This window comes from Pseudomonas sp. HMSC076A11, assembly GCF_001810205.1.
Lineage (GTDB): Bacteria > Pseudomonadota > Gammaproteobacteria > Pseudomonadales > Pseudomonadaceae > Pseudomonas > Pseudomonas aeruginosa.
The window spans coordinates 188,640-208,714 of the sequence record NZ_KV800293.1; the positions used below are offsets into that span (position 1 = coordinate 188,640).

Sequence of the window (20,075 nt, forward strand, 5' to 3'; positions counted from 1 at the left end):
GACTGGCTCAGCCGAGCAGCGAGATGTCCGCCACCCCGAGGAACGACCCGCGCAGCTTGGCCAGCAGCGCATAGCGGTTGGCGCGCACCGCCGCGTCGTCGACATTGACCATCACATCGGCGAAGAACGTATCCACCGGCTCGCGCAAGGCCGCCAGGCGGGCCAGCGCGGCGCGATAGTCGCGTGCCGCTGCCAGCGGCGCGACTTCGCTTTCGGCGTTCGCCACGGCGCTGCCCAGGGCCTTCTCGGCGGCTTCCACCAGCAGGCTGGCATCCACGTTCGGCGGAACCTCGTCCTCGGACTTGGCGAGAATATTCGACACCCGTTTGTTCGCCGCGGCCAGGGCCTCGGCTTCAGGCAACTGGCGGAAGGCCTGGACGGCCTGTACGCGCTGGTCGAAGTCCAGCGGCGAGCTTGGCTTGAGCGCGCGCACCGACTGGTACACGGCCACGTCCACGCCTTCGTCCTCGTAGCGCGCGCGCAGGCGGTCGAACACGAAGTCCAGCACCTGCTCGGCCAGGCCGGCGGCCTTGACCTTGTCGCCGTATTGCTCGACGGCGGCGTTGACCGCGGCTACCAGGTCCAGGTCGAGCTGCTTCTCGATGAGGATGCGCAGCACGCCCAGCGCAGCGCGGCGCAGCGCGTAGGGGTCCTTGCTGCCGGTGGGAAGCATGCCGATGCCGAAGATACCGACCAGGGTATCGAGCTTGTCGGCCACCGCCACGGCGGCGCCGGTCAGGGTCGAGGGTAGCTCGGCGCCGGCGCCGCGCGGCATGTACTGCTCGTTGAGGGCCAGGGCGACGTCTTCCGCTTCGCCGCCGTGGGTGGCGTAGTAGTAGCCGGCGATGCCCTGCATCTCGGGGAACTCGCCGACCATCTCGGTCGCCAGGTCGCACTTGGACAGGATGCCGGCGCGCGCGGCGTTCTGCGCATTGCCGCCTATACGTTCGGCGATGTAGGCGGCCAGGCCGGAGACGCGCTGGGCCTTCTCGAACACGGTGCCGAGCTGGGCCTGGAACACTACGTTGCGCAGGCGCTCGTTGAAGCTTTCGAGCGGCTGCTTCTTGTCCTGCTTGAAGAAGAACTCGGCGTCGGTGAGGCGCGGACGAACCACCTTCTCGTTACCGCTGACGATGTTCTCCGGCGCCTTGCTCTCGACGTTGGCGACGGTGATGAAGCGCGGCAGCAGCTTGCCGTTGGCGTCCAGCAGGCAGAAGTATTTCTGGTTGTCCTGCATGGTGGTGATCAGGGCTTCCTGCGGGACCTCGAGGAAGCGCTCCTCGAAGGAGCAGACCAGCGGCACCGGCCACTCGACCAGTGCAGTCACTTCGTCGAGCAGGCTCGGCGGCACGATGGCGCTGCCCTGTTGCTCGGCGGCCAGTTCGGCCACGCGCTTGGCGATCAGCTCGCGGCGCTCGGCGAAATCGGCCAGCACATGAGCGCCGCGCAGGTCTTCCAGGTACGCTGCCGGGCTGGAAATACGCACATTGTCCGGATTGTGGAAGCGGTGGCCACGGGATTCGCGCCCGGCTTTCTGGGCGAGGATCTCGCACTCGACCACGTCGTCGCCGAACAGCATCACCAGCCATTGGGTCGGACGCACGAACTCCTCGCGGCGAGCTGCCCAGCGCATCCGCTTGGGAATCGGCAGTTCGTTCAACGAGGCCTCGACGATGCCCGGCAGCAGGCCGGCGGCCGGTTGGCCGGCGATGGTCTGGCTGAAGCGCAGCTTCGGACCGCTCTTGTCGATCTGCTGCAGATCCACGCCGCACTTCTTGGCGAAGCCCAGGGCGGCCTGGGTCGGGTTACCGCTGGCGTCGAAGGCGGCCTGTAGCGGCGGGCCGTCTAGGTTGACGGTACGGTCGGGCTGCTGCACGGCGAGTTGCTCGACCAGCACGGCGAGACGGCGCGGCGCCGCATAGAAACGCGCAGCGGCATAGCTCAGACCGGCAGCCTTGAGGCCCTTCTCGATACCGCTGAGGAAGGCTTCGCCGAGGCTGTTGAGGGCTTTTGGCGGCAGCTCTTCGGTGCCCAGTTCGACCAGGAAATCCTTGGCGCTCATCATTCGGCCTCCTTCAGCTTGGCCAGTACTTCGTCACGCAATTCGGGGGTGGCCATGGGGAAGCCGAGGCGCGCGCGGGCCTGCAGGTAGCTCTGCGCCACGGCGCGGGCCAGGGTACGCACGCGAAGGATGTAGCGCTGGCGCTCGGTGACCGAGATGGCGCGCCGCGCATCCAGCAGGTTGAAGGTATGCGAAGCCTTGAGGACCATCTCGTAGGTCGGCAACGGCAGCTCCAGCGCGATCAGGCGGTTGGCTTCGCTTTCGTAGAAGTCGAACAGTTCGAACAGTTTCGGCACGTTGGCGTGCTCGAAGTTGAAAGTGGATTGCTCCACCTCGTTCTGGTGGAACACGTCGCCATAGGTGACCTTGCCGAACGGGCCGTCGGTCCAGACCAGGTCGTAGACCGAGTCCACGCCCTGCAGGTACATGGCCAGGCGCTCCAGGCCGTAGGTGATCTCGCCGGTGACCGGATAGCACTCGATGCCGCCGACCTGCTGGAAGTAGGTGAACTGGGTGACTTCCATGCCGTTCAGCCAGATTTCCCAACCCAGGCCCCAGGCGCCGAGGGTCGGCGACTCCCAGTTGTCCTCGACGAAGCGGATGTCGTGGACCAGCGGGTCGATGCCGATGGCTTTCAGCGAGCCGAGGTACAGCTCCTGGAAGTTCTCCGGGTTCGGCTTCAGGACCACCTGAAACTGGTAGTAGTGCTGCAGGCGGTTGGGGTTCTCGCCGTAGCGACCGTCGGTGGGGCGGCGGCTCGGCTGGACGTAGGCGGCGTTCCAGGTCTCCGGGCCGATGGCGCGGAGGAAGGTGGCGGTGTGGAAGGTGCCGGCGCCCACTTCCATGTCGTAGGGCTGCAGCACCACGCAGCCCTGCTCGGCCCAGTAGTTCTGCAGGGCGAGAATCAGGTCTTGGAAGGTGCGCACGGCGGGCGTAGTCTGGCTCACGAAATTCACCTGTGCTGAGGCTTCGATACAAAACGCGGAAGTATACCCGATTCCCGCGCCGCCTCGCCCGTCCCCCCGATCCCTGGAAAACCACGGAAAGCCTTATGCCACGCTGCTTCTGGTGCAACGACGATCCCCTCTACATGGCCTACCACGATGAGGAGTGGGGTGTGCCGCAGCGCGATCCCGACGCGCTGTTCGAACTTCTGCTGCTGGAGGGCTTCCAGGCCGGGTTGTCCTGGATCACCGTGCTGAAGAAGCGCGAGCGCTACCGCGAGGTGCTGTTCGGCTTCGACGTGCAGCGGGTGGCACAGATGAGCGACGCGGAGATCGACGAACTGATGCTCGACCCCGGCATCATTCGCAATCGGGCCAAGCTCAACGCTGCGCGGCAGAACGCCCAGGCCTGGCTGGAGCTGGATGACCCGGCTGGGTTCCTCTGGTCCTTCGTCGGCGGCCAGCCGAAGATCAACCATTTCGCTGGTCGCGCCGAGGTGCCGGCGATTACCCCGGAAGCCGAGGCCATGAGCAAGGCGCTGCGCAAGGCCGGCTTCAACTTCGTCGGGCCGACCATCTGCTACGCCTTCATGCAGGCCAGCGGCATGGTCATGGACCATACCCAGGACTGCGACCGTTACGCCCAACTCGTCGGCTAGCCGGGCGCTCCCTGACGGATGCGTTCGGATGTTCCACGTGGAACATCGGCGCGCAGCATAGCTGGTCGCCCCGCTTCCTTGGCTGCCGCCCTCGCCTTCTTCCTGGCGTACAATGCGCGTTCGAGTCGAGCGAGGAGTGTTTCGTGGAGAAATTCAAAGGTGCCCTGGTGGTGGGGGCCCTACGCCTGTTCGCGTTATTGCCCTGGCGTGCCGTGCAAGGCGTCGGGGCCGGCATAGGCTGGCTGATGTGGAAATTGCCGAATCGATCCCGCGAGGTAGTGCGGATCAACCTGTCCAAGTGCTTCCCCGAGTTGTCTGAAACCGAACTGGAAAAGCTGGTCGGACAAAGCCTGATGGATATTGGCCGGACCCTCACCGAAAGTGCCTGCGCCTGGATCTGGCCGCCTGAAAAGTCGCTGAGATACATCCGCGAGGTCGAAGGCATGGAGGTGCTGGAGGAAGCGCTGGCTTCCGGCGATGGTCTGGTCGGCATTACCAGTCACCTGGGAAACTGGGAAGTACTCAACCACTTCTATTGTTCCTACGCCAAGCCGATCATCTTCTATCGTCCGCCCAAGCTGAAGGCAGTCGACGAATTGCTGAAGAAGCAACGCGTGCAATTGGGCAACCGCGTCGCACCTTCCACTCCGGAGGGTATCCTCAGCGTCATCAAGGAAGTGAAGAAAGGCGGTTGCGTAGGAATTCCCGCCGACCCCGAGCCCGCGCGTACCGCTGGGCTCTTCGTGCCTTACCTGGGCACCACTGCATTGATCAGCAAGTTCGTCCCGCAGTTGCTTTCACGCGGCAAGGCGCGTGGAGTGTTCTTCCATGCGGTGCGCCTGCCCGATGGTAGCGGTTACAAGGTGATCCTCGAAGCGGCTCCGGCGGACATGTACGACAAGGACCTGGAAGTGTCTGTAGCAGCCATGAGCCGCGAGTTGGCGAAGTATGTACGAGCCTATCCCAGCCAGTACATGTGGAGCATGAAACGCTTCAAGAACCGCCCGGATGGCGAGAAAAAATGGTACTGAGGAAAGGGCGTCGGAAGACGCCTTTTTCATATCCGGGTACTATGCTCAGCTCTGCCGCCTCCTCCGCAGGTCCCGAGGGACTCGATGGATAATCAACGACAATACCCACGAACCCCGCTCAAGTGCCGAATCCGTATCAGTCACCCGCTATTTGGCGAGCTGATGGCGCAGACACGCGACCTGTCCGACACCGGGGTCTATGTCAAACACCCGGAGCTGACCCAGCTCCCAACAGGCAGTGTCGTTACTGGCCAGGTACAGGACTTGCCGATCGACGCGCCGATCCTGCAGATGGAAGTCGTGCGAGTCGATGCGGAAGGCGTCGGCCTGCGCTTTCTCAGCGAAGCCTGAACGGTGGTGTTCCACGTGGAACCCCAGGCATGAGCCACTGATCACAGAGTGGGCGAAACCGCTGCCGGTTATCGGCTAGAATGCGCGCCGCTCGGCATGGTGCCGGGCATGGGTTCCCTCACCCCATCGCGCAAAAAGGACAGTACATGTCAGCCTCTTCTCCGGCGGCCTGGCGCGGCACCCTGGCCGGCCTGATCGCCTTCCACATCTTCATCATCATCGCCAGCAACTACCTGGTGCAGTTGCCGATCACCCTGTTTGGCTGGCACACCACCTGGGGCGCCTTCAGCTTTCCGTTCATCTTCCTGGCTACCGACCTCACCGTGCGCCTGCTGGGCAAGGGCCCTGCCCGGCTGGTCATCGCCCGGGTCATGATCCCGGCGTTGATCGCCTCCTACGTAGTCTCAGTGTTATTCCAGGAAGCGGCGTTCCGTGGTTTCTCTGCGCTGCTCGAGTTCAACACCTTCGTCGCCCGGATCTCCCTGGCAAGCTTCCTGGCCTATGTGCTCGGACAGATCCTCGATATCCAGGTATTCGACCGCCTCCGTCGTTCCCGGCACTGGTGGACCGCGCCAGTCGCCTCGACCATCCTCGGCAACCTGCTGGACACCTTCACCTTTTTCTTCGTGGCGTTCTGGCGCAGCGACAATCCGTTCATGGCGCAGCACTGGGTGGAAATCGCCACGGTGGACTACGGAGTGAAGCTGAGCATCAGCCTTCTGCTGTTCGTGCCGCTCTACGGCATGCTACTCAACGGCATCCTGAAGATGCTGCCGGGGCGGCCGCAGAGCAACGCTTGAGGCTTATCGAGGCAATCTGGAGGAAGGGCGCAACGGCCGTGACCGTTGCGCCCTTCTTCATTCAGGAGGTGGTAGCCCGGTGCGCGGCCGTGAGCAGCGTCAGGGCATCGCCGCCGAGCGTGACCAGGATGTGCGCCACGCGCTGAATGGGAACGCCCTGCCCTGTCCGCACTTCGATCCTTTCCAAGGCATGGAGGAGGCCGAGGAGAGCCCTGAGGCGCTCCTGTACGGATTCGAGCATCTCATTGGCGGAGGCGTTCCGGTGAACGTAGAGAATCGCTTGCTCGTATGGGTATTCGACATAGGACGGGACTGAACGCTCTTGCTTCGACATGTTGGCTCCGGAAAAGTAGTTGAAGTCAGGTGTCGCGTTCGGGCTTTGACCGAAGCGATGAGTCGAAGCTAGAGGGCCGGCAGCGGTCGCTCAATGGGGTTTTGGGCGTTCGGGATGCAGGCTACATCGTTGACAGAAGTTGCCTACGAATGTGTGGAACAGGTCTTTGTAAAAGTGTCGTCGGGGCGTGCTCGAACCGTTCTGCCAGTGCTCGATGAGCACGCCCGACCCGTCTGCCGGAACTCCGGCCGGCGGGTGGCGAGAACGCGCTGCGCAAGCCTCGGCCGGACGCTCAGGTTCTCGCCCTGTCGAGCTTGCGCAGGAACACCGTCATTTCCTTTTCGGCCTGCTTGTCGCCATGCGTCGCGGCAGTTGCCAGGCCCTGCTCCCAGGCCTGCCGGGCGCCCGCGAGATCGCCGGCAGCCTGGCGCGCCTTGCCCAGCAGCTTCCAGCCGGCGGAATACTTCGGGTCCTGCTCTACGCAGCGCTGGAGGTGTTCCGCCGCGCGTTCGGCGTCGCCCGCGTCCAGGTAGCCCTTGCCCAGGCCGAAGCGCAGCAGCGCATTGTCCACGCCTTTGGCCAGCATCTTTTCCAGACCTTCGATCATCATCCTGCCCTCTTCCAACGATGTCGGCCATTGTGCCCGGCTCCGGCCAGGCTTTGCACGGAACAGAGGGATTCGGCCGTTGCGAAGGAGGCACGCGGCCCCTTGGTGTTCGTAGGCCGAAGCCCTATCGCCGTTCGCGATATGGCGTGCCTCAGAAGAACGTCAGGCCGGCCTGGAACAGTCGCTCGACGTCGCGGATGTATTTCTTGTCGACCAGGAACAGCAGCACGTGGTCGCCGCTCTCGATGCGGGTGTCGCCATGGGCGATCAGCACTTCCTCGTCGCGCACCAGCGCGCCGATGGTGGTGCCCGGCGGCAGCTTGATCTCGTTGATCGAGCGACCGATCACCTTGCTCGACTTGGCGTCGCCATGGGCTACCACTTCGATCGCTTCGGCTGCGCCGCGGCGCAGCGAGTGTACGCTCTCGATGTCGCCGCGGCGAACGTGGGCCAGCAGGGTGCCGATGGTCGCCAGTTGCGGGCTGATGGCGATGTCGATCTCGCCGCCTTGCACCAGGTCGACATAGGCAGGGTTGTTGATCAGGGTCATCACCTTGCTCGCGCCGAGCCGCTTGGCCAGCAGCGAGGACATGATGTTGGCCTCGTCGTCGTTGGTCAGGGCGAGGAACACGTCGGTCTCGCCGATGTTTTCCTCCAGCAGCAGGTCGCGGTCGGAAGCGCTGCCGTTGAGCACGATGGTGCTGTCCAGGGTATCCGAGAGGTGCCGGCAGCGCAGCGGGCTGCGCTCGATGATCTTTACCTGGTAGCGGCTCTCGATGGCCTCGGCCAGGCGCTCGCCGACATTGCCGCCGCCGGCGATGATGATCCGCTTGTAGCTGTCGTCGAGCCTGCGCATCTCGCCCATTACCGCGCGGATATGGGCCTTGGCGGCGATGAAGAAGACTTCGTCGTCGGCCTCGATCACCGTGTCGCCCTGGGGAATGATCGGCCGGTTGCGGCGGTAGATCGCGGCGACGCGGGTATCCACGTTCGGCATGTGCTCGCGCAGCTGGCGCAGCTCCTGCCCTACCAGAGGGCCGCCGTAGTAGGCCTTGATCCCGACCAACTGCGCCTTGCCCTCGGCGAAGTCGATGACTTGCAGCGCGCCGGGGTGCTCGATCAGGCGCTTGATGTAGTTGGTGACCACCTGCTCCGGGCTGATCAGCACGTCCACCGGGATCGCCTCGTTGTCGAACAGCCCGGTACGGGTCAGGTAGGCCGGCTCGCGGACGCGGGCGATCTTGGTCGGGGTGTTGAACAGGGTGTAGGCGACCTGGCAGGCGACCATGTTGGTCTCGTCGCTATTGGTCACCGCCACCAGCATGTCGGCGTCGTCGGCGCCGGCCTGGCGCAGCACCGTGGGGAACGAGGCCTTGCCTTGCACGGTGCGGATGTCGAGGCGGTCGCCGAGGTCGCGCAGGCGGTCGCCGTCGGTGTCGACCACGGTGATGTCGTTGGCTTCGCTGGCCAGGTGCTCGGCCAGTGTGCCGCCGACCTGGCCGGCACCGAGGATGATGATTTTCATGGCAGGAAACGGCTCGTCAGGTTTCGATCAACGGGCGGATATCTTGATCAGCTTGGCATAGTAGAACCCATCGTGGCCCTCCACCTGCGGCAGCAACTGGCGGCCGTGGGGCTGTTTCATGCCCCAGGGGCCGGGAAGGTCCAGTTCGCGGGCGCCGGGCGTGCGGGCGAGGAAGGCGGCGATGCTGTCGCTGTTTTCCGCCGGCATCACCGAACAGGTGGCGTAGAGCAGTACGCCACCGACTTCCAGGGTAGGCCACAGCGCGTCGAGCAATTCACCCTGCAGGTGCGCCAGGGCGGCGATGTCTTCCGGCTTGCGCGCCAGCTTGATGTCCGGGTGGCGGCGGATCACCCCGGTGGCCGAGCACGGCGCGTCGAGGAGGATGCGCTGGAACGGCTTGCCGTCCCACCACTCCCCGGTGGCCCTGGCGTCGGCGGCGACCAGGCTGGCTTGCAGGCCGAGCCGCTGGAGGTTTTCCCGGACCCTTACCAGGCGGCTCTCCTCGAGGTCGACGGCGACCACTTCGGCCAGTTCCGGCTGGGTTTCCAGCAGGTGGCAGGTCTTGCCGCCAGGCGCACAGCAGGCGTCGAGGACACGCTGGCCGGGCGCGCTTTCGAGCTGCTCGGCGGCCAGTTGCGCGGCTTCGTCCTGGACGCTGACGCGACCCTCCGCGAAGCCCGGTAGTTCGCGCACGTCGCGCGGCGCGGCGAGCTGGATGCCGTCGCGGCTGTAGTCGCAGGCGCGGGCCTTGATTCCGGCTTCGGCGAGTTCGGCCAGGTAGGCATCGCGCTCGCCGTGGCGCCGATTGACCCGCAAGGTCATCGGCGGGTGTGCGTTGTTCGCTGCGCAGAGCGCGTCGAGCTGCTCCGGCCAGGCCTGCTTGAGCGCTTTCAGCAGCCAGCGCGGATGGCCCAGGCGCGCTGAGGGATCGCGGTCGACCTCGGCCAGCAGCGTCTCGCCTTCGCGCTGCGCGCGGCGCAGCACGGCGTTGAGCACGCCCTTGGCCCAGCCCTTCTTCAGCTTGTCGGCGCAGCCGACGGTCTCGCCGATCGCGGCGTGCGGCGGAATCCGCGTGTAGAGCAACTGGTAGAGGCCGATCAGCAGCAGGGCGTGGATATCGGTGTCGGCGGCCTTGAACGGCTTCTGCAACAGGCGCGCGGCCAGAGCCTGCAGGCGCGGTTGCCAGCGCGCCGCGCCGAAGGCCAGCTCCTGGGTCAGGCCGCGATCGCGCGGGGCGACCTTGTCCAGTTGCGGCGGCAACGCGCCAGACAGCGAGGCGCGTCCGGCGAGCACCGCGGCCAGCGCCTGGCAGGCGGCGAGACGCGGGTTCATTGGCCGAGCACCTGGCCGGCGGCGAATTGCTCGCGGCGGCTGTTGTAGAGGTCGGCGAAGGCCAGTGGCTTGCCGCCAGGCAATTGCAGGCGGGTCAGGCGCAGGGCGCCTTCGCCGCAGGCGACCAGCAGGCCGTCGCGGCTGGCCTCAAGGATGGTTCCGGGCGCCCCGCTGCCCTGCCCCAGGCTGGCGCCGAGGACTTTCAGCGGAGCATCGGCGAGGCTGGTGTGGCAGACCGGCCAGGGGGTGAAGGCGCGGACCTGGCGCTCCAGTTCGACGGCCGGACGGCTCCAGTCGAGGCGTGCCTCGTCCTTGTTCAGCTTGTGCGCGTAGGTGGCCAGGGCGTCGTCCTGGACCTCGCCATGCAGGGTGCCGGCGGCCAGGCCGGCGATGGCTTCGACCACCGCTTTCGGGCCGAGCGCGGCGAGCCGGTCGTGCAGGCTGCCGCCGGTGTCCGCGGCGGAAATCGGCGTGCTCACCTTGAGCAGCATCGGGCCGGTGTCGAGCCCTGCTTCCATCTGCATCACGGTGACGCCGCTCTCCGCGTCGCCGGCTTCCACCGCGCGCTGGATCGGCGCGGCGCCGCGCCAGCGCGGCAGCAGCGAGGCGTGGCTGTTGATGCAGCCCAGGCGCGGGATATCGAGTACCGCCTGGGGCAGGATCAGGCCATAGGCGACCACCACCATCAGGTCCGCGCGCAGGGCCGCCAGCTCCGCCTGGGCCTCGGCATTACGCAGGCTCTGCGGCTGCATGATCGGCAGGCCATGCTCCAGGGCCAGGCTCTTCACCGCGCTGGGCATCAGTTTCTGCCCGCGGCCGGCCGGCCGGTCAGGCTGGGTGTAGACTGCGACGATCCGATGTGGGGTGTCGAGCAGGGCCTTAAGATGCTCGGCGGCGAATTCCGGGGTTCCGGCGAAGACGATGCGCAATGCTTGGCTCATGCGGGGCTCGCTAAAAGAAAAAGGCTTGCCGGGGCAAGCCTTTGGGGGATGGGGTCACGCCTGCTGTCGATGCTGCTTTTCCAGCTTCTTGCGGATGCGGTCGCGCTTGAGGGTGGACAGGTAGTCGACGAACAGCTTGCCGTTGAGGTGGTCGCATTCGTGCTGGATGCATACCGCCAGCAGGCCTTCGGCGACTTCCTCGAAGGGGTTGCCATCGCGGTCGAGGGCCTTGATCCGGACCTTCTGCGGTCGGTCCACGTTCTCGTAGAAGCCGGGTACCGACAGGCAGCCTTCCTGGTACTGGTCCATATCCTCGGTCAGCGGTTCGAACTCGGGGTTGATGAATACCCTCGGCTCGGACTTGTCTTCGCTGAGGTCCATGACCACGATGCGCTTGTGCACGTTCACCTGGGTCGCGGCGAGGCCGATGCCCGGGGCTTCGTACATGGTTTCGAACATGTCGTCGATCAGCTGGCGCACCGCGTCGTCGACCACCTCCACCGGTTTGGCGATGGTCCGCAGGCGCGGATCGGGGAATTCGAGAATGTTCAGGATGGCCATATGCGTTTGTGATGCACTTGTGGAATCGATTGAAAATCCGCTGCTAAGATGGCGCGCAGCTTGAAAACGGCTTCAGACCGCGATTCTCGCGGGCTTCGGGCGTTTCGCGTATGTCGACATGATAAAGGGATTCACTGCATGAGGAAATCACTAGTCGCCCTTCTGCTCCTTGCCGCGAGCGGTCTGGCGCAGGCCCAGGTCGACCTCAGGGAAGGGCATCCGGACCGCTACACGGTGGTCAGGGGCGATACCCTGTGGGACATCTCGGGGAAATTCCTCCGCCAGCCATGGAAGTGGCCGGAACTCTGGCACGCCAACCCGCAGATCCAGAATCCCCACCTGATCTACCCCGGCGACACACTCAGCCTGGTCTACGTCGATGGCCAGCCGCGCCTGGTGCTGAACCGTGGCGAATCGCGCGGGACCATCAAGCTGTCGCCGAAGATCCGCAGCACGCCGATCGCCGAGGCCATCCCGACCATCCCGCTGGACAAGATCAACAGCTTCCTGCTGGCCAACCGCATCGTCGATGACGAGAAGACCTTCACCAGTGCGCCGTACATCGTCGCCGGCAACGCCGAGCGGATCGTCAGCGGCACCGGCGACCGCATCTATGCCCGCGGCAAGTTCGCCGACGGCCAGCCGGCCTATGGCATCTTCCGCCAGGGCAAGGTCTACATCGATCCGAAGACCAAGGAAGTCCTCGGCATCAACGCCGACGACATCGGCGGCGGCGAGGTGGTGGCCACCGAAGGCGACGTCGCGACCCTGGCGCTGACCCGCACCACCCAGGAAGTGCGCCTGGGCGACCGCCTGTTCCCCACCGAGGAGCGTGCGGTGAATTCCACCTTCATGCCCGGCGAGCCGAGCCGCGAGGTGAAGGGCGAAATCATCGACGTACCGCGCGGCGTGACCCAGATCGGCCAGTTCGACGTGGTCACCCTGAACCGTGGCCAGCGCGACGGGCTGGCCGAGGGCAACGTGCTGGCGATCTACAAGGTCGGCGAGACGGTGCGCGACCGCGTTACCGGTGAGTCGGTGAAGATTCCCGACGAACGCGCCGGCCTGCTGATGGTGTTCCGTACCTACAAGAAGCTGAGCTACGCCCTGGTTCTGATGGCCAGCAGGCCGCTCTCGGTAACCGACAGGGTGCAGAATCCCTGACTCGAAACCCCCGCCTCGGCGGGGGTTTCGCGTTTCTGGGGGAAGGAAATTTCATACGACGGTTTCCAGGATGGAAGCCGGACCCTTCCCCTCTTCCTGTCAGCGATGGACCTGCCTGCTATGGATGAGTCGCAATGAAGAACCATTCTCCAGCCGAACTGGAAGCACGGCTGCGCCTGCATGGCCTGCCCGAACTGGGACCCATGCGCTTCCTGCGCTTGATCGAGGCCTTCGGTTCGGCCTCTTCCGCGCTTGCCGCGCCAGCCGGCGCCTGGCGCACCCTGGGAGTGCCTGCCGAGGCCGCCGCCGCGCGGCGCAGCCCGGCGGTGCGGGAAGCGGCGGGTGAAGCCCTGCGCTGGCTGGAAGGTCCGCGCAGGCAGCTGCTGATGTGGGACGACCCGGGATACCCGGCACTGCTCGCCGAAGTCGCCGATGCCCCGCCGCTGCTGTACGTCGAAGGCGCTCCGGAGACTCTGGAACGGCCGCAACTGGCGATGGTCGGCAGCCGCCGCGCCAGCCCCGCCGGGCTGGGCACCGCCCGGAGCTTTGCGCGCAGCCTGGCGCAGGGCGGCTTCGCCATCACCAGCGGGCTGGCCCTGGGCATCGATGGCGCCGCCCACGAGGGCGCGCTGGAGGCTGGCGGCGCGACCGTGGCAGTCCTCGGCACCGGCCTGCGCAGGCTCTATCCGCGGCGCCACGAGGCGCTGGCGCGGCGCATCGTCGAGGGTGGCGGCGCGCTGGTTTCGGAGCTGCCGCTGGACAGCCCGCCGCTGCCGGCAAACTTTCCCCGGCGCAACCGCATCATCAGCGGACTCTCGCTGGGTGTGCTGGTGGTCGAGGCAAGTCCCGCCAGCGGCTCGCTGATCACCGCGCGGCTGGCGGCGGAACAGGGGCGCGAGGTGTACGCCATTCCGGGTTCCATCCACCATCCCGGCGCACGTGGCTGCCACCAACTGATTCGCGATGGCGCGCTGCTGGTGGAAAGCGTCGGGCACGTGCTCGAAGCACTGCGCGGCTGGGCGCAGGCGGAGCCAGCGGAAGCGCCGGTGCAGCCCCTGCCCCACCCTTTGCTGGCGCTGCTGCGCGCCGCGCCCTACACCAGCGAAGGCCTGGCCGCCGCCAGCGGCATGACGCTGCCCGACGTGCTGGCGACGCTCAGCGAACTGGAACTCGACGGCCGGGTCGCCTGCGAGGCCGGCACCTGGGTGCATCGCTCCGGCTGAAACCGTACACTTCGCGCACCCTGTCCGCTGGAGTGAGTCGATGATCAGCAGCTTTCGTGCGCAATGCGCCGCCCGGGTCGTCCGCGAGGGCGGCGTGATCGCCTATCCCACCGAGGCGGTATGGGGGCTCGGCTGCGACCCGTGGAACGAGGATGCGGTGTATCGCCTGCTGGCGCTGAAGGCGCGGCCGGTGGAAAAGGGGCTGATCGTGGTGGCGGCGAACATCCACCAGCTCGACTTCCTTCTCGAAGACCTGCCGGACGTCTGGCTGGACCGCCTGGCCGGTACCTGGCCGGGGCCGAACACCTGGCTGGTGCCGCACCAGGAGCGCCTGCCGGAGTGGGTCACCGGCGTCCACGACAGCGTCGCCGTGCGGGTCACCGACCATCCCCTGGTACAGGAACTGTGCCATCTCACCGGTCCGCTGATCTCCACCTCGGCCAATCCGGCCGGGCGCCCGGCGGCGCGCACGCGGCTGCGGGTGGAGCAATACTTCCACGACGAGCTGGACGCTATCCTCGGCGGCGCCCTTGGCGGGCGCCGCAACCCCAGCCTGATCCGCGACCTGGTGACCGGACAGGTCATCCGCCCGGCCTGAGTACGCGCTTCAGGGCAACAGTACGGTCGAGCCCGTGGTTCGCCGTGCGGCCAGTTCGGTATGCGCCCTGGCTGCTTCGGCCAGGGCGAAGCGCTGGTTGATCTCGATGCGGATGTCGCCGCGCTCGATCAGGCCGAACAGCTCGTCGGCCATCGCCTGGAGTTTTTCCGGGGTATCGGCGTAGCTGCCCAGGGTCGGCCGGGTCACGTACAGCGAACCCTTCTGCGAGAGGATGCCGAGGTTGACCCCGGTCACCGGCCCCGAGGCGTTGCCGAAGCTGACCAGCAAGCCGCGCGGCGCCACGCAGTCCAGCGAGGTTTCCCAGGTATCCTTGCCCACCGAGTCGTAGACCACCGGGCACTTCTTCCCGTCGGTCAGTTCGAGCACCCGCCGCGCCACGTTCTCGTGGCTGTAGTCGATGGTCTCCCAGGCACCGTGCTGCCTGGCCAGGCGCGCCTTTTCCGGCGAGCTGACGGTGCCGATCAGTTGCACTCCAAGGGCCTTGGCCCATTGGCAGGCGAACAGGCCCACGCCGCCCGCGGCGGCATGGAAGAGAATGGTTTCGCCGCCCCGCAGTTCGTAGGTCTGGCGCAGCAGGTATTGGGTGGTGAGCCCCTTGAGCATCACCGCGGCGGCCTGTTCGAAGTCGATGCCGTCGGGCAGGTGGACCAGCTTCTCCTCCGCCAGCACATGCAGTTCGCTGTAGGCGCCCAGCGGGCCGGTGGCGTAGGCGACGCGGTCGCCGACCTTGAAACGGGTCACTTCGCTGCCCACCGCCTCGACCTCGCCGGCCCCTTCGCTACCCAGCCCCGAAGGGAAGCCGGGGGCCGGATAGAGGCCGCTGCGGTAGTAGGTGTCGATGAAGTTCAGGCCAATGGCGCGATTGCGCACGCGGACTTCCCGGGGGCCCGGCTCGGCGGGTTGGTAGTCGCGGTATTCGAGGACTTCGGGGCCGCCGTAGGCAGCGAACTGGATGCGCTTGGCCATGCTGGAACTCCTGCTTCGTCAGGGTTTCGGACGGTCGCGCCGGGTGGGCGACCCTGGGTAAAGGCCTTCATCCAAGCCTTCCCCTTGACGGCCGTCAAGCGCCGGCTACCCATCCAGGGTGGTATGCTTGCGCCCTCGTTTCGTCGCCAGCCCGCGCCCCGCGCGGCCTCCCCGCTCCAAGGTGAACTCCGTGACCGACCGTATCGCCGCTGTCAAAACCTACCTGCTCGACCTGCAAGACCGCATCTGCGCCGCCCTCGAGGCGGAGGACGGCAAGGCCCGCTTCGCCGAGGACGCCTGGGAGCGTCCGGCCGGTGGCGGCGGACGGACGCGGGTAATCGGCGACGGCGCATTGATCGAGAAGGGCGGGGTGAATTTTTCCCACGTCTTCGGCGATAGCCTGCCGCCCTCGGCCAGCGCCCATCGGCCGGAACTGGCCGGGCGCGGTTTCCAGGCGCTCGGCGTGTCGCTGGTGATCCATCCGGAAAACCCCCACGTGCCGACTTCCCATGCCAACGTGCGTTTCTTCTGCGCCGAGAAGGAAGGCGAGGAGCCGGTCTGGTGGTTCGGCGGCGGCTTCGACCTGACCCCCTACTACGCCCACGAGGAAGACTGCGTGCATTGGCACCGGGTCGCTCGCGACGCCTGCGCGCCGTTCGGCGCGGACGTCTACCCGCGCTACAAGGAATGGTGCGACCGCTACTTCCACCTCAAGCACCGCAACGAGCCGCGCGGCATCGGCGGCCTGTTCTTCGACGACCTCAACCAGTGGGACTTCGACACCTGCTTCGCCTTCATCCGCGCCATCGGCGATGCCTATATCGACGCCTACCTGCCGATCGTCCAGCGCCGCAAGCACACGCCGTTCGATGAACGGCAGCGAGAGTTCCAGGCCTATCGTCGCGGTCGCTACGTGGAGTTCAACCTGGTCTTCGATCGTGGCACCCTGTTCGGCCTGCAGTCCGGCGGCCGTACCGAATCGATCCTGATGTCGTTGCCGCCGCAGGTGCGCTGGGGCTATGACTGGAAACCCGAGCCGGGCAGCGAGGAAGCGCGCCTGACCGAGTATTTCCTCGCCGACCGCGATTGGCTCGCCGGCCAGCCCTGACCCGCCCGCAGGGGACGAGTCCGCTCGTCCCGTCCCACTCCGGCAAAGGAACGACCCATGGACCGCTATTGCGTATTCGGCAACCCCATCGGCCACAGCAAGTCGCCGCTGATCCACCGCCTGTTCGCCGAGCAGACCGGCGAGGCGCTGGTCTATGACGCGCAACTGGCGCCGCTGGACGATTTCCCCGGGTTCGCCCGGCGCTTCTTCGAGCAGGGCAAGGGCGCCAATGTCACCGTGCCGTTCAAGGAAGAGGCCTATCGTCTGGTGGACGAGTTGAGCGAGCGGGCCACCCGGGCCGGGGCGGTGAACACCCTGATCCGCCTCGCCGACGGTCGCCTGCGCGGCGACAACACCGACGGCGCCGGCCTGCTGCGGGACCTGACGGCGAACGCCGGGGTCGAGCTGCGCGGCAAGCGGGTTCTCCTGCTCGGCGCCGGCGGTGCGGTGCGCGGGGTGCTCGAACCCTTCCTCGGCGAGTGCCCGGCGGAGTTGCTGATCGCCAACCGCACGGCGCGGAAGGCCGTGGACCTGGCCGAGCGGTTCGCCGACCTCGGCGCGGTGCACGGCTGCGGTTTCGCCGACGTCGAAGGGCCTTTCGACCTGATCGTCAACGGCACCTCGGCCAGTCTTGCCGGCGACGTGCCGCCGCTGGCGCAGAGCGTGATCGAGCCCGGCCGTACCGTCTGCTACGACATGATGTATGCCAAGGAACCGACTGCCTTCAACCGCTGGGCCGCCGAACGCGGTGCGGCGCGTACCCTGGATGGCCTGGGCATGCTGGTGGAGCAGGCCGCCGAGGCATTCTTCCTCTGGCGCGGCGTGCGTCCTGCCTCGGCGCCAGTGTTGGAGACGCTGCGCCGACAGTTGGCAACTGTCTGAGTTGTCAGGCGGCATTTGAGACGTACGTCTCAAATTGGCTTCCATCTGACATGTAGGAATCACAAAACCGGGTTAAGACTTCAGGCTTCACTCACTCTCGAGCGCTGCCGATGAAAACCTTCGCCCGCCTGGCCGCCGGTCTCTGCATCTGCGCCATCGCCAGCCAGGCCAACGCCTGGTCGCAACCGACCCACAAGAACATCGTCAAGGATGCCCTGGCCTTCATGAACTCCTCCTACGCCACCGAGGAGATGCGCCAGGCCTACCGGTTCTACGTGAGCGCCGCCGGCAGCGAGGCGCAGGCCGGGGAGATCCTCGGCCAGGCGGCCTTCGACGTGGACGACTTCAAGGACACCCGTCTCGGTGGCTGGTGGGTCGGCTACGAACACGCGCCGCTGTGGGGCGCGGCTTCGGGCATCGTCAACTACACCTCGTACTGGCACTTCCTCAACCTGGCCCGGGACGGCGACTCCCATGGCAACCCCCACGGCGGCTACGACTACCGCTACCACAAGGTCGACGGCGGCATCGCCGACGTCGACTGGTACGCCATGGTCTACCTCTACAACCGCGAGCTGAAGCGCGAGGACTTCGACACCACCGAGGCGCACTACCGCCAGGGCACCCGCTCGGACTGGCAGGAGCACTACGGCGACTTCCAGACCGCCGCCTTCCAGCCGATCGATAACCTCGCCACCTACTGGTTCGAGCAGTTCCGCGCCGCGCCTTCGCTGCAGACCATCGGCTATGCCCTGCATGCCACCGGCGACGTGGCCCAGCCGCACCATGTGTGGATCACCTCGGCCAACGGCCATTCCAGCTGGGAAGGCTGGGTCGACGACCACTACGCCAGCGAGAAGCTCAACGACCCGGCGGCGGTGGCCAACCTGGTGGGGCGCTACGATCCGAGCAAGAGCATCCGCGACCTGCTCACCCAGACGGGCCAGGTCGCCTACGCGCGCCCCGAGCCGCTCTACGACACCAGCTACGAGACGCGCCTGCGGGTGGCGAAGGAGCTGATTCCCGAGTCCATCGCCCTGACCGTCACCGTACTGACCAAGGGCGCCAACAGCTTCGATGCACCGACTGCTCTCTGATCGCGTCCGGGGCTGGCGTCGCGCACTGTGCGGGATCGTCCTCGGGCTGCTGGCGTGGAGCGCCCATGGCGTCCCCGCCAAGGCGCCGCAGGATCTGCGGATCGACGGCGAGGTGCTGCCGGGGAGAAGCATCGACTTGCTCGAGCAGGCCCTGTCGCGGGTCAAGTTCAACACCGACCCGCAGCAGTTGCGCCGTGGCCTGGTGGAAAACCGCCTGCTGGCGCGCGCGGTGGAAGACCAGCTCACCGCGCAGAGCCGCGCCGATCTCGACGCCAGCGTGGAGATCGAGGCCGGCAACCTGCTCGAACAGGTATACGGCAGGCGCTACCGCGAGGACCTCGGGCCATACCTGCGCCAGCCCCGGGCCCTGAGCGCGGAGCGTTTGCGCGAGGTGCTGGCGCCGAGGAGCCGTGGCCTGGTGGAAAACAGCCTGCTGCTGGACGAGACGCAGCGCCGCGAGGCGGCCGGGGTCGAGCTGATCGGCTGGCAGTTTCCCGGCCAGCCGGCACAGGTCCTCGACCTGCTATCGCTGTACGAAGGCGACAACGTCCAGGGCCAGGTGGAATTGCAACAGGGCAACCTCGCCTACCTGGCGCGCCAGGTCCAGACCCGCATCCGCCGCGACTACCTCTGGTACCGCCTGGCCCGGGACGGCTTCGGCCCGGCAGAGCGGCAGGGCGTGAGGACCCTGGTGCGGGACAAGCTGGTGCGCCATCGCTATCTGCACCAGATCGGCCTCTACAGTGATTTCCACCATGAGTCCGAGGCGCTGCGGGAACTCGCCGGCAAGGTCAGCGACAAGGACGCCGAGGCCTACTATCGGCGCAACCTGGAGCGTTACCGCAACGTCGCGCAGGTGCAGGCGGCGCATATCCGCCTGGCCGACCAGGCGAGCGCGGACAAGGTCTACGCCGAGTTGCGCAACGGCCTGGCCTTCGACGAGGCGGTACGCCGCTATTCCCTGGCCGACGACAGGGACCGCGACCCGCCCGGCGACCTAGGCCTGATACGGCCCCAGGACGGCCGGCTCGACCTGCTGCGCAAGACTGCGCTGATCCAGAAGGCCGATACGGTTTCCCAGCCGATGCGCATCGACGGCGCGTTCGAGATCGTCCGGGTGCGTAGCCGCGAGGATCGCCAGTTGCCCCTCGACGACCGCAGCGTGCGCTTCGAGGTGAACCAGGCGGTGGCGCGCGAGCAACTGGCAGCGCAGTTCGAGACGCGCCTGCGCAACCTGCTGGCCGGCGCCAGGGTGGAAGGCCTGTGAAGCGCTGGCTCGGCGTTGCCCTCGGCTGCAGCGGGCTGGCGATCGCCCTGACCTGCGCCGGCGTGTTGCTGGCGCCTGCCGATATGGCCGCTTCCTCGTCTTCTCCGTCGCCAGCCAGGACGGTTGCGGCACTGCCCGCGGTCGACGACCGTCCGCCGCCGCTGGCGCCGGTGCGATCGCAAGCGGCAGCACCTGCGTACGAGGCGGAGCCGCCGGCGGCGGAACTGGATCGCGAGCAGGCGATCCAGTTCATGCAGATGCTGCGCGACGAGGGCGACCCGCGCAGCCCGCCGCTCGGCGGCCTGCAACCACGCCAGGGCGCGACGGCGCAGGAGCTGGCCGATCCGAAGCAGTACCAGGCCTTCGAGGAACGACAGACCCGCGAACTGGTACAGGCCTACACCAGCGGCGTACAGCAGATACCGGAAATCCGCGCGCGGATCGAGGCGGCCGAACAGGGTGGCGAGCGCAGCGCCGAGGAAATCGACGAGGCTCGCGCCGCCCTTGGACAGTTGGAGATGATGCGCGACAAGCTGCAGCGGGAATCGCCGCAACTGCTGCCCGGCGACAGCGCACCGACATCGCCGGCGGCGCCCTGAGTG

The 20,075-nt window shown here is 66.7% G+C and carries 21 protein-coding genes; 12 read left to right on the top strand and 9 right to left on the bottom strand.

The window, feature by feature from the left end; genetic code table 11:
* Positions 1–7: 7 nt before the first annotated feature.
* Both glyS and glyQ read right to left on the bottom strand, forming a co-directional pair.
* Positions 8–2,062, bottom strand: coding sequence for a glycine--tRNA ligase subunit beta (gene glyS / locus HMPREF2716_RS11795; RefSeq protein ID WP_003100271.1), 2,055 nt, complete (start codon positions 2,060–2,062; stop codon positions 8–10).
* Positions 2,062–3,009 carry a glycine--tRNA ligase subunit alpha gene (glyQ, locus tag HMPREF2716_RS11800; RefSeq protein ID WP_003097276.1) on the bottom strand — a complete coding sequence of 316 codons (948 nt, stop codon included), beginning with the start codon at positions 3,007–3,009 and terminating at the stop codon, positions 2,062–2,064. Before glyQ ends, glyS begins: the two co-directional genes overlap by 1 nt.
* A gap of 104 nt (positions 3,010–3,113) precedes the next feature.
* On the opposite strand from glyQ, the gene HMPREF2716_RS11805 reads away from it, so the two are divergent.
* From HMPREF2716_RS11805 to HMPREF2716_RS11820, 4 genes are all read left to right on the top strand, one after another.
* Complete coding sequence (locus tag HMPREF2716_RS11805; protein WP_003097280.1) at positions 3,114–3,665, top strand: DNA-3-methyladenine glycosylase I; 552 nt, start codon at positions 3,114–3,116, stop codon at positions 3,663–3,665.
* A gap of 143 nt (positions 3,666–3,808) precedes the next feature.
* On the top strand, positions 3,809–4,696 hold the full coding sequence (locus tag HMPREF2716_RS11810; protein WP_003097282.1) for a lysophospholipid acyltransferase: 888 nt from the start codon (positions 3,809–3,811) through the stop codon (positions 4,694–4,696).
* A gap of 84 nt (positions 4,697–4,780) precedes the next feature.
* The gene (locus HMPREF2716_RS11815) at positions 4,781–5,047 is read left to right on the top strand and encodes a PilZ domain-containing protein (protein ID WP_003100272.1); all 267 of its coding nucleotides are present in this window, start codon (positions 4,781–4,783) and stop codon (positions 5,045–5,047) included.
* A 146-nt stretch (positions 5,048–5,193) separates the two neighbouring features.
* Positions 5,194–5,847, top strand: a complete 654-nt coding sequence (locus tag HMPREF2716_RS11820) for a 7-cyano-7-deazaguanine/7-aminomethyl-7-deazaguanine transporter (RefSeq protein ID WP_003097286.1) — start codon at positions 5,194–5,196, stop codon at positions 5,845–5,847.
* Positions 5,848–5,908: 61 nt separating this feature from the next.
* Here HMPREF2716_RS11820 and HMPREF2716_RS11825 read toward each other — a convergent pair whose 3' ends face one another.
* From HMPREF2716_RS11825 to def, 6 genes are all read right to left on the bottom strand, one after another.
* Complete coding sequence (locus HMPREF2716_RS11825) at positions 5,909–6,181, bottom strand: hypothetical protein (RefSeq protein ID WP_003107049.1); 273 nt, start codon at positions 6,179–6,181, stop codon at positions 5,909–5,911.
* 292 nt (positions 6,182–6,473) lie between these two features.
* The gene (locus HMPREF2716_RS11830) at positions 6,474–6,791 is read right to left on the bottom strand and encodes a tetratricopeptide repeat protein (protein WP_003120685.1); all 318 of its coding nucleotides are present in this window, start codon (positions 6,789–6,791) and stop codon (positions 6,474–6,476) included.
* A gap of 148 nt (positions 6,792–6,939) precedes the next feature.
* Complete coding sequence (trkA, locus tag HMPREF2716_RS11835; RefSeq protein WP_003107053.1) at positions 6,940–8,313, bottom strand: Trk system potassium transporter TrkA; 1,374 nt, start codon at positions 8,311–8,313, stop codon at positions 6,940–6,942.
* A gap of 27 nt (positions 8,314–8,340) precedes the next feature.
* Positions 8,341–9,645, bottom strand: a complete 1,305-nt coding sequence (rsmB, locus tag HMPREF2716_RS11840; protein WP_003114643.1) for a 16S rRNA (cytosine(967)-C(5))-methyltransferase RsmB — start codon at positions 9,643–9,645, stop codon at positions 8,341–8,343.
* A complete protein-coding gene (gene fmt / locus HMPREF2716_RS11845; protein ID WP_023110565.1) occupies positions 9,642–10,586 on the bottom strand; it encodes a methionyl-tRNA formyltransferase in 945 nt (314 codons plus the stop codon). Before fmt ends, rsmB begins: the two co-directional genes overlap by 4 nt.
* A 54-nt stretch (positions 10,587–10,640) precedes the next feature.
* Complete coding sequence (gene def, locus HMPREF2716_RS11850; protein ID WP_003107059.1) at positions 10,641–11,147, bottom strand: peptide deformylase; 507 nt, start codon at positions 11,145–11,147, stop codon at positions 10,641–10,643.
* A 138-nt stretch (positions 11,148–11,285) separates the two neighbouring features.
* Between def and HMPREF2716_RS11855 the strand changes: the two genes are divergently transcribed.
* The 3 genes from HMPREF2716_RS11855 to HMPREF2716_RS11865 all read left to right on the top strand — a co-directional run bounded on the left by HMPREF2716_RS11855 (position 11,286) and on the right by HMPREF2716_RS11865 (position 14,132).
* The gene (locus HMPREF2716_RS11855) at positions 11,286–12,311 is read left to right on the top strand and encodes a LysM peptidoglycan-binding domain-containing protein (RefSeq protein WP_003097294.1); all 1,026 of its coding nucleotides are present in this window, start codon (positions 11,286–11,288) and stop codon (positions 12,309–12,311) included.
* Between the two features lie 134 nt (positions 12,312–12,445).
* Positions 12,446–13,534 carry a DNA-processing protein DprA gene (dprA, locus tag HMPREF2716_RS11860; protein ID WP_023110564.1) on the top strand — a complete coding sequence of 363 codons (1,089 nt, stop codon included), beginning with the start codon at positions 12,446–12,448 and terminating at the stop codon, positions 13,532–13,534.
* A 40-nt stretch (positions 13,535–13,574) separates the two neighbouring features.
* Positions 13,575–14,132 carry an L-threonylcarbamoyladenylate synthase type 1 TsaC gene (locus HMPREF2716_RS11865; protein ID WP_003097300.1) on the top strand — a complete coding sequence of 186 codons (558 nt, stop codon included), beginning with the start codon at positions 13,575–13,577 and terminating at the stop codon, positions 14,130–14,132.
* Positions 14,133–14,141: 9 nt separating this feature from the next.
* Here the strand turns inward: HMPREF2716_RS11865 and HMPREF2716_RS11870 are convergent, their stop codons facing one another.
* Positions 14,142–15,119 carry an NADPH:quinone reductase gene (locus tag HMPREF2716_RS11870; RefSeq protein WP_003097303.1) on the bottom strand — a complete coding sequence of 326 codons (978 nt, stop codon included), beginning with the start codon at positions 15,117–15,119 and terminating at the stop codon, positions 14,142–14,144.
* Between the two features lie 190 nt (positions 15,120–15,309).
* Between HMPREF2716_RS11870 and hemF the strand changes: the two genes are divergently transcribed.
* The 5 genes from hemF (at position 15,310) to HMPREF2716_RS11895 (ending at position 20,072) form a co-directional block, all read left to right on the top strand.
* The gene (hemF, locus tag HMPREF2716_RS11875; RefSeq protein WP_003097311.1) at positions 15,310–16,227 is read left to right on the top strand and encodes an oxygen-dependent coproporphyrinogen oxidase; all 918 of its coding nucleotides are present in this window, start codon (positions 15,310–15,312) and stop codon (positions 16,225–16,227) included.
* Positions 16,228–16,284: 57 nt separating this feature from the next.
* Positions 16,285–17,109, top strand: a complete 825-nt coding sequence (aroE, locus tag HMPREF2716_RS11880) for a shikimate dehydrogenase (RefSeq protein WP_030047943.1) — start codon at positions 16,285–16,287, stop codon at positions 17,107–17,109.
* A gap of 110 nt (positions 17,110–17,219) precedes the next feature.
* Positions 17,220–18,206 carry a phospholipase C gene (locus tag HMPREF2716_RS11885; RefSeq protein ID WP_003111200.1) on the top strand — a complete coding sequence of 329 codons (987 nt, stop codon included), beginning with the start codon at positions 17,220–17,222 and terminating at the stop codon, positions 18,204–18,206.
* The gene (locus tag HMPREF2716_RS11890) at positions 18,187–19,473 is read left to right on the top strand and encodes a peptidylprolyl isomerase (protein WP_030047938.1); all 1,287 of its coding nucleotides are present in this window, start codon (positions 18,187–18,189) and stop codon (positions 19,471–19,473) included. Before HMPREF2716_RS11885 ends, HMPREF2716_RS11890 begins: the two co-directional genes overlap by 20 nt.
* The gene (locus HMPREF2716_RS11895) at positions 19,470–20,072 is read left to right on the top strand and encodes a hypothetical protein (protein ID WP_012613423.1); all 603 of its coding nucleotides are present in this window, start codon (positions 19,470–19,472) and stop codon (positions 20,070–20,072) included. The genes HMPREF2716_RS11890 and HMPREF2716_RS11895 overlap by 4 nt, the downstream gene beginning before the upstream one ends.
* The last annotated feature ends 3 nt before the right edge of the window (positions 20,073–20,075 follow it).

Excerpts from the sequence above, each read along its gene's own strand:
- glyS (WP_003100271.1), bottom strand. The coding sequence starts at position 2,062 with ATGAGCGCCAAGGATTTCCTGGTCGAACTGGGCACCGAAGAGCTGCCG.
- HMPREF2716_RS11805 (WP_003097280.1), top strand. The coding sequence starts at position 3,114 with ATGCCACGCTGCTTCTGGTGCAACGACGATCCCCTCTACATGGCCTAC.
- HMPREF2716_RS11815 (WP_003100272.1), top strand. The coding sequence starts at position 4,781 with ATGGATAATCAACGACAATACCCACGAACCCCGCTCAAGTGCCGAATC.
- HMPREF2716_RS11820 (WP_003097286.1), top strand. The coding sequence starts at position 5,194 with ATGTCAGCCTCTTCTCCGGCGGCCTGGCGCGGCACCCTGGCCGGCCTG.
- HMPREF2716_RS11825 (WP_003107049.1), bottom strand. The coding sequence starts at position 6,181 with ATGTCGAAGCAAGAGCGTTCAGTCCCGTCCTATGTCGAATACCCATAC.
- HMPREF2716_RS11830 (WP_003120685.1), bottom strand. The coding sequence starts at position 6,791 with ATGATGATCGAAGGTCTGGAAAAGATGCTGGCCAAAGGCGTGGACAAT.
- trkA (WP_003107053.1), bottom strand. The coding sequence starts at position 8,313 with ATGAAAATCATCATCCTCGGTGCCGGCCAGGTCGGCGGCACACTGGCC.
- rsmB (WP_003114643.1), bottom strand. The coding sequence starts at position 9,645 with ATGAACCCGCGTCTCGCCGCCTGCCAGGCGCTGGCCGCGGTGCTCGCC.
- fmt (WP_023110565.1), bottom strand. The coding sequence starts at position 10,586 with ATGAGCCAAGCATTGCGCATCGTCTTCGCCGGAACCCCGGAATTCGCC.
- def (WP_003107059.1), bottom strand. The coding sequence starts at position 11,147 with ATGGCCATCCTGAACATTCTCGAATTCCCCGATCCGCGCCTGCGGACC.
- HMPREF2716_RS11855 (WP_003097294.1), top strand. The coding sequence starts at position 11,286 with ATGAGGAAATCACTAGTCGCCCTTCTGCTCCTTGCCGCGAGCGGTCTG.
- dprA (WP_023110564.1), top strand. The coding sequence starts at position 12,446 with ATGAAGAACCATTCTCCAGCCGAACTGGAAGCACGGCTGCGCCTGCAT.
- HMPREF2716_RS11865 (WP_003097300.1), top strand. The coding sequence starts at position 13,575 with ATGATCAGCAGCTTTCGTGCGCAATGCGCCGCCCGGGTCGTCCGCGAG.
- HMPREF2716_RS11870 (WP_003097303.1), bottom strand. The coding sequence starts at position 15,119 with ATGGCCAAGCGCATCCAGTTCGCTGCCTACGGCGGCCCCGAAGTCCTC.
- aroE (WP_030047943.1), top strand. The coding sequence starts at position 16,285 with ATGGACCGCTATTGCGTATTCGGCAACCCCATCGGCCACAGCAAGTCG.
- HMPREF2716_RS11885 (WP_003111200.1), top strand. The coding sequence starts at position 17,220 with ATGAAAACCTTCGCCCGCCTGGCCGCCGGTCTCTGCATCTGCGCCATC.
- HMPREF2716_RS11890 (WP_030047938.1), top strand. The coding sequence starts at position 18,187 with ATGCACCGACTGCTCTCTGATCGCGTCCGGGGCTGGCGTCGCGCACTG.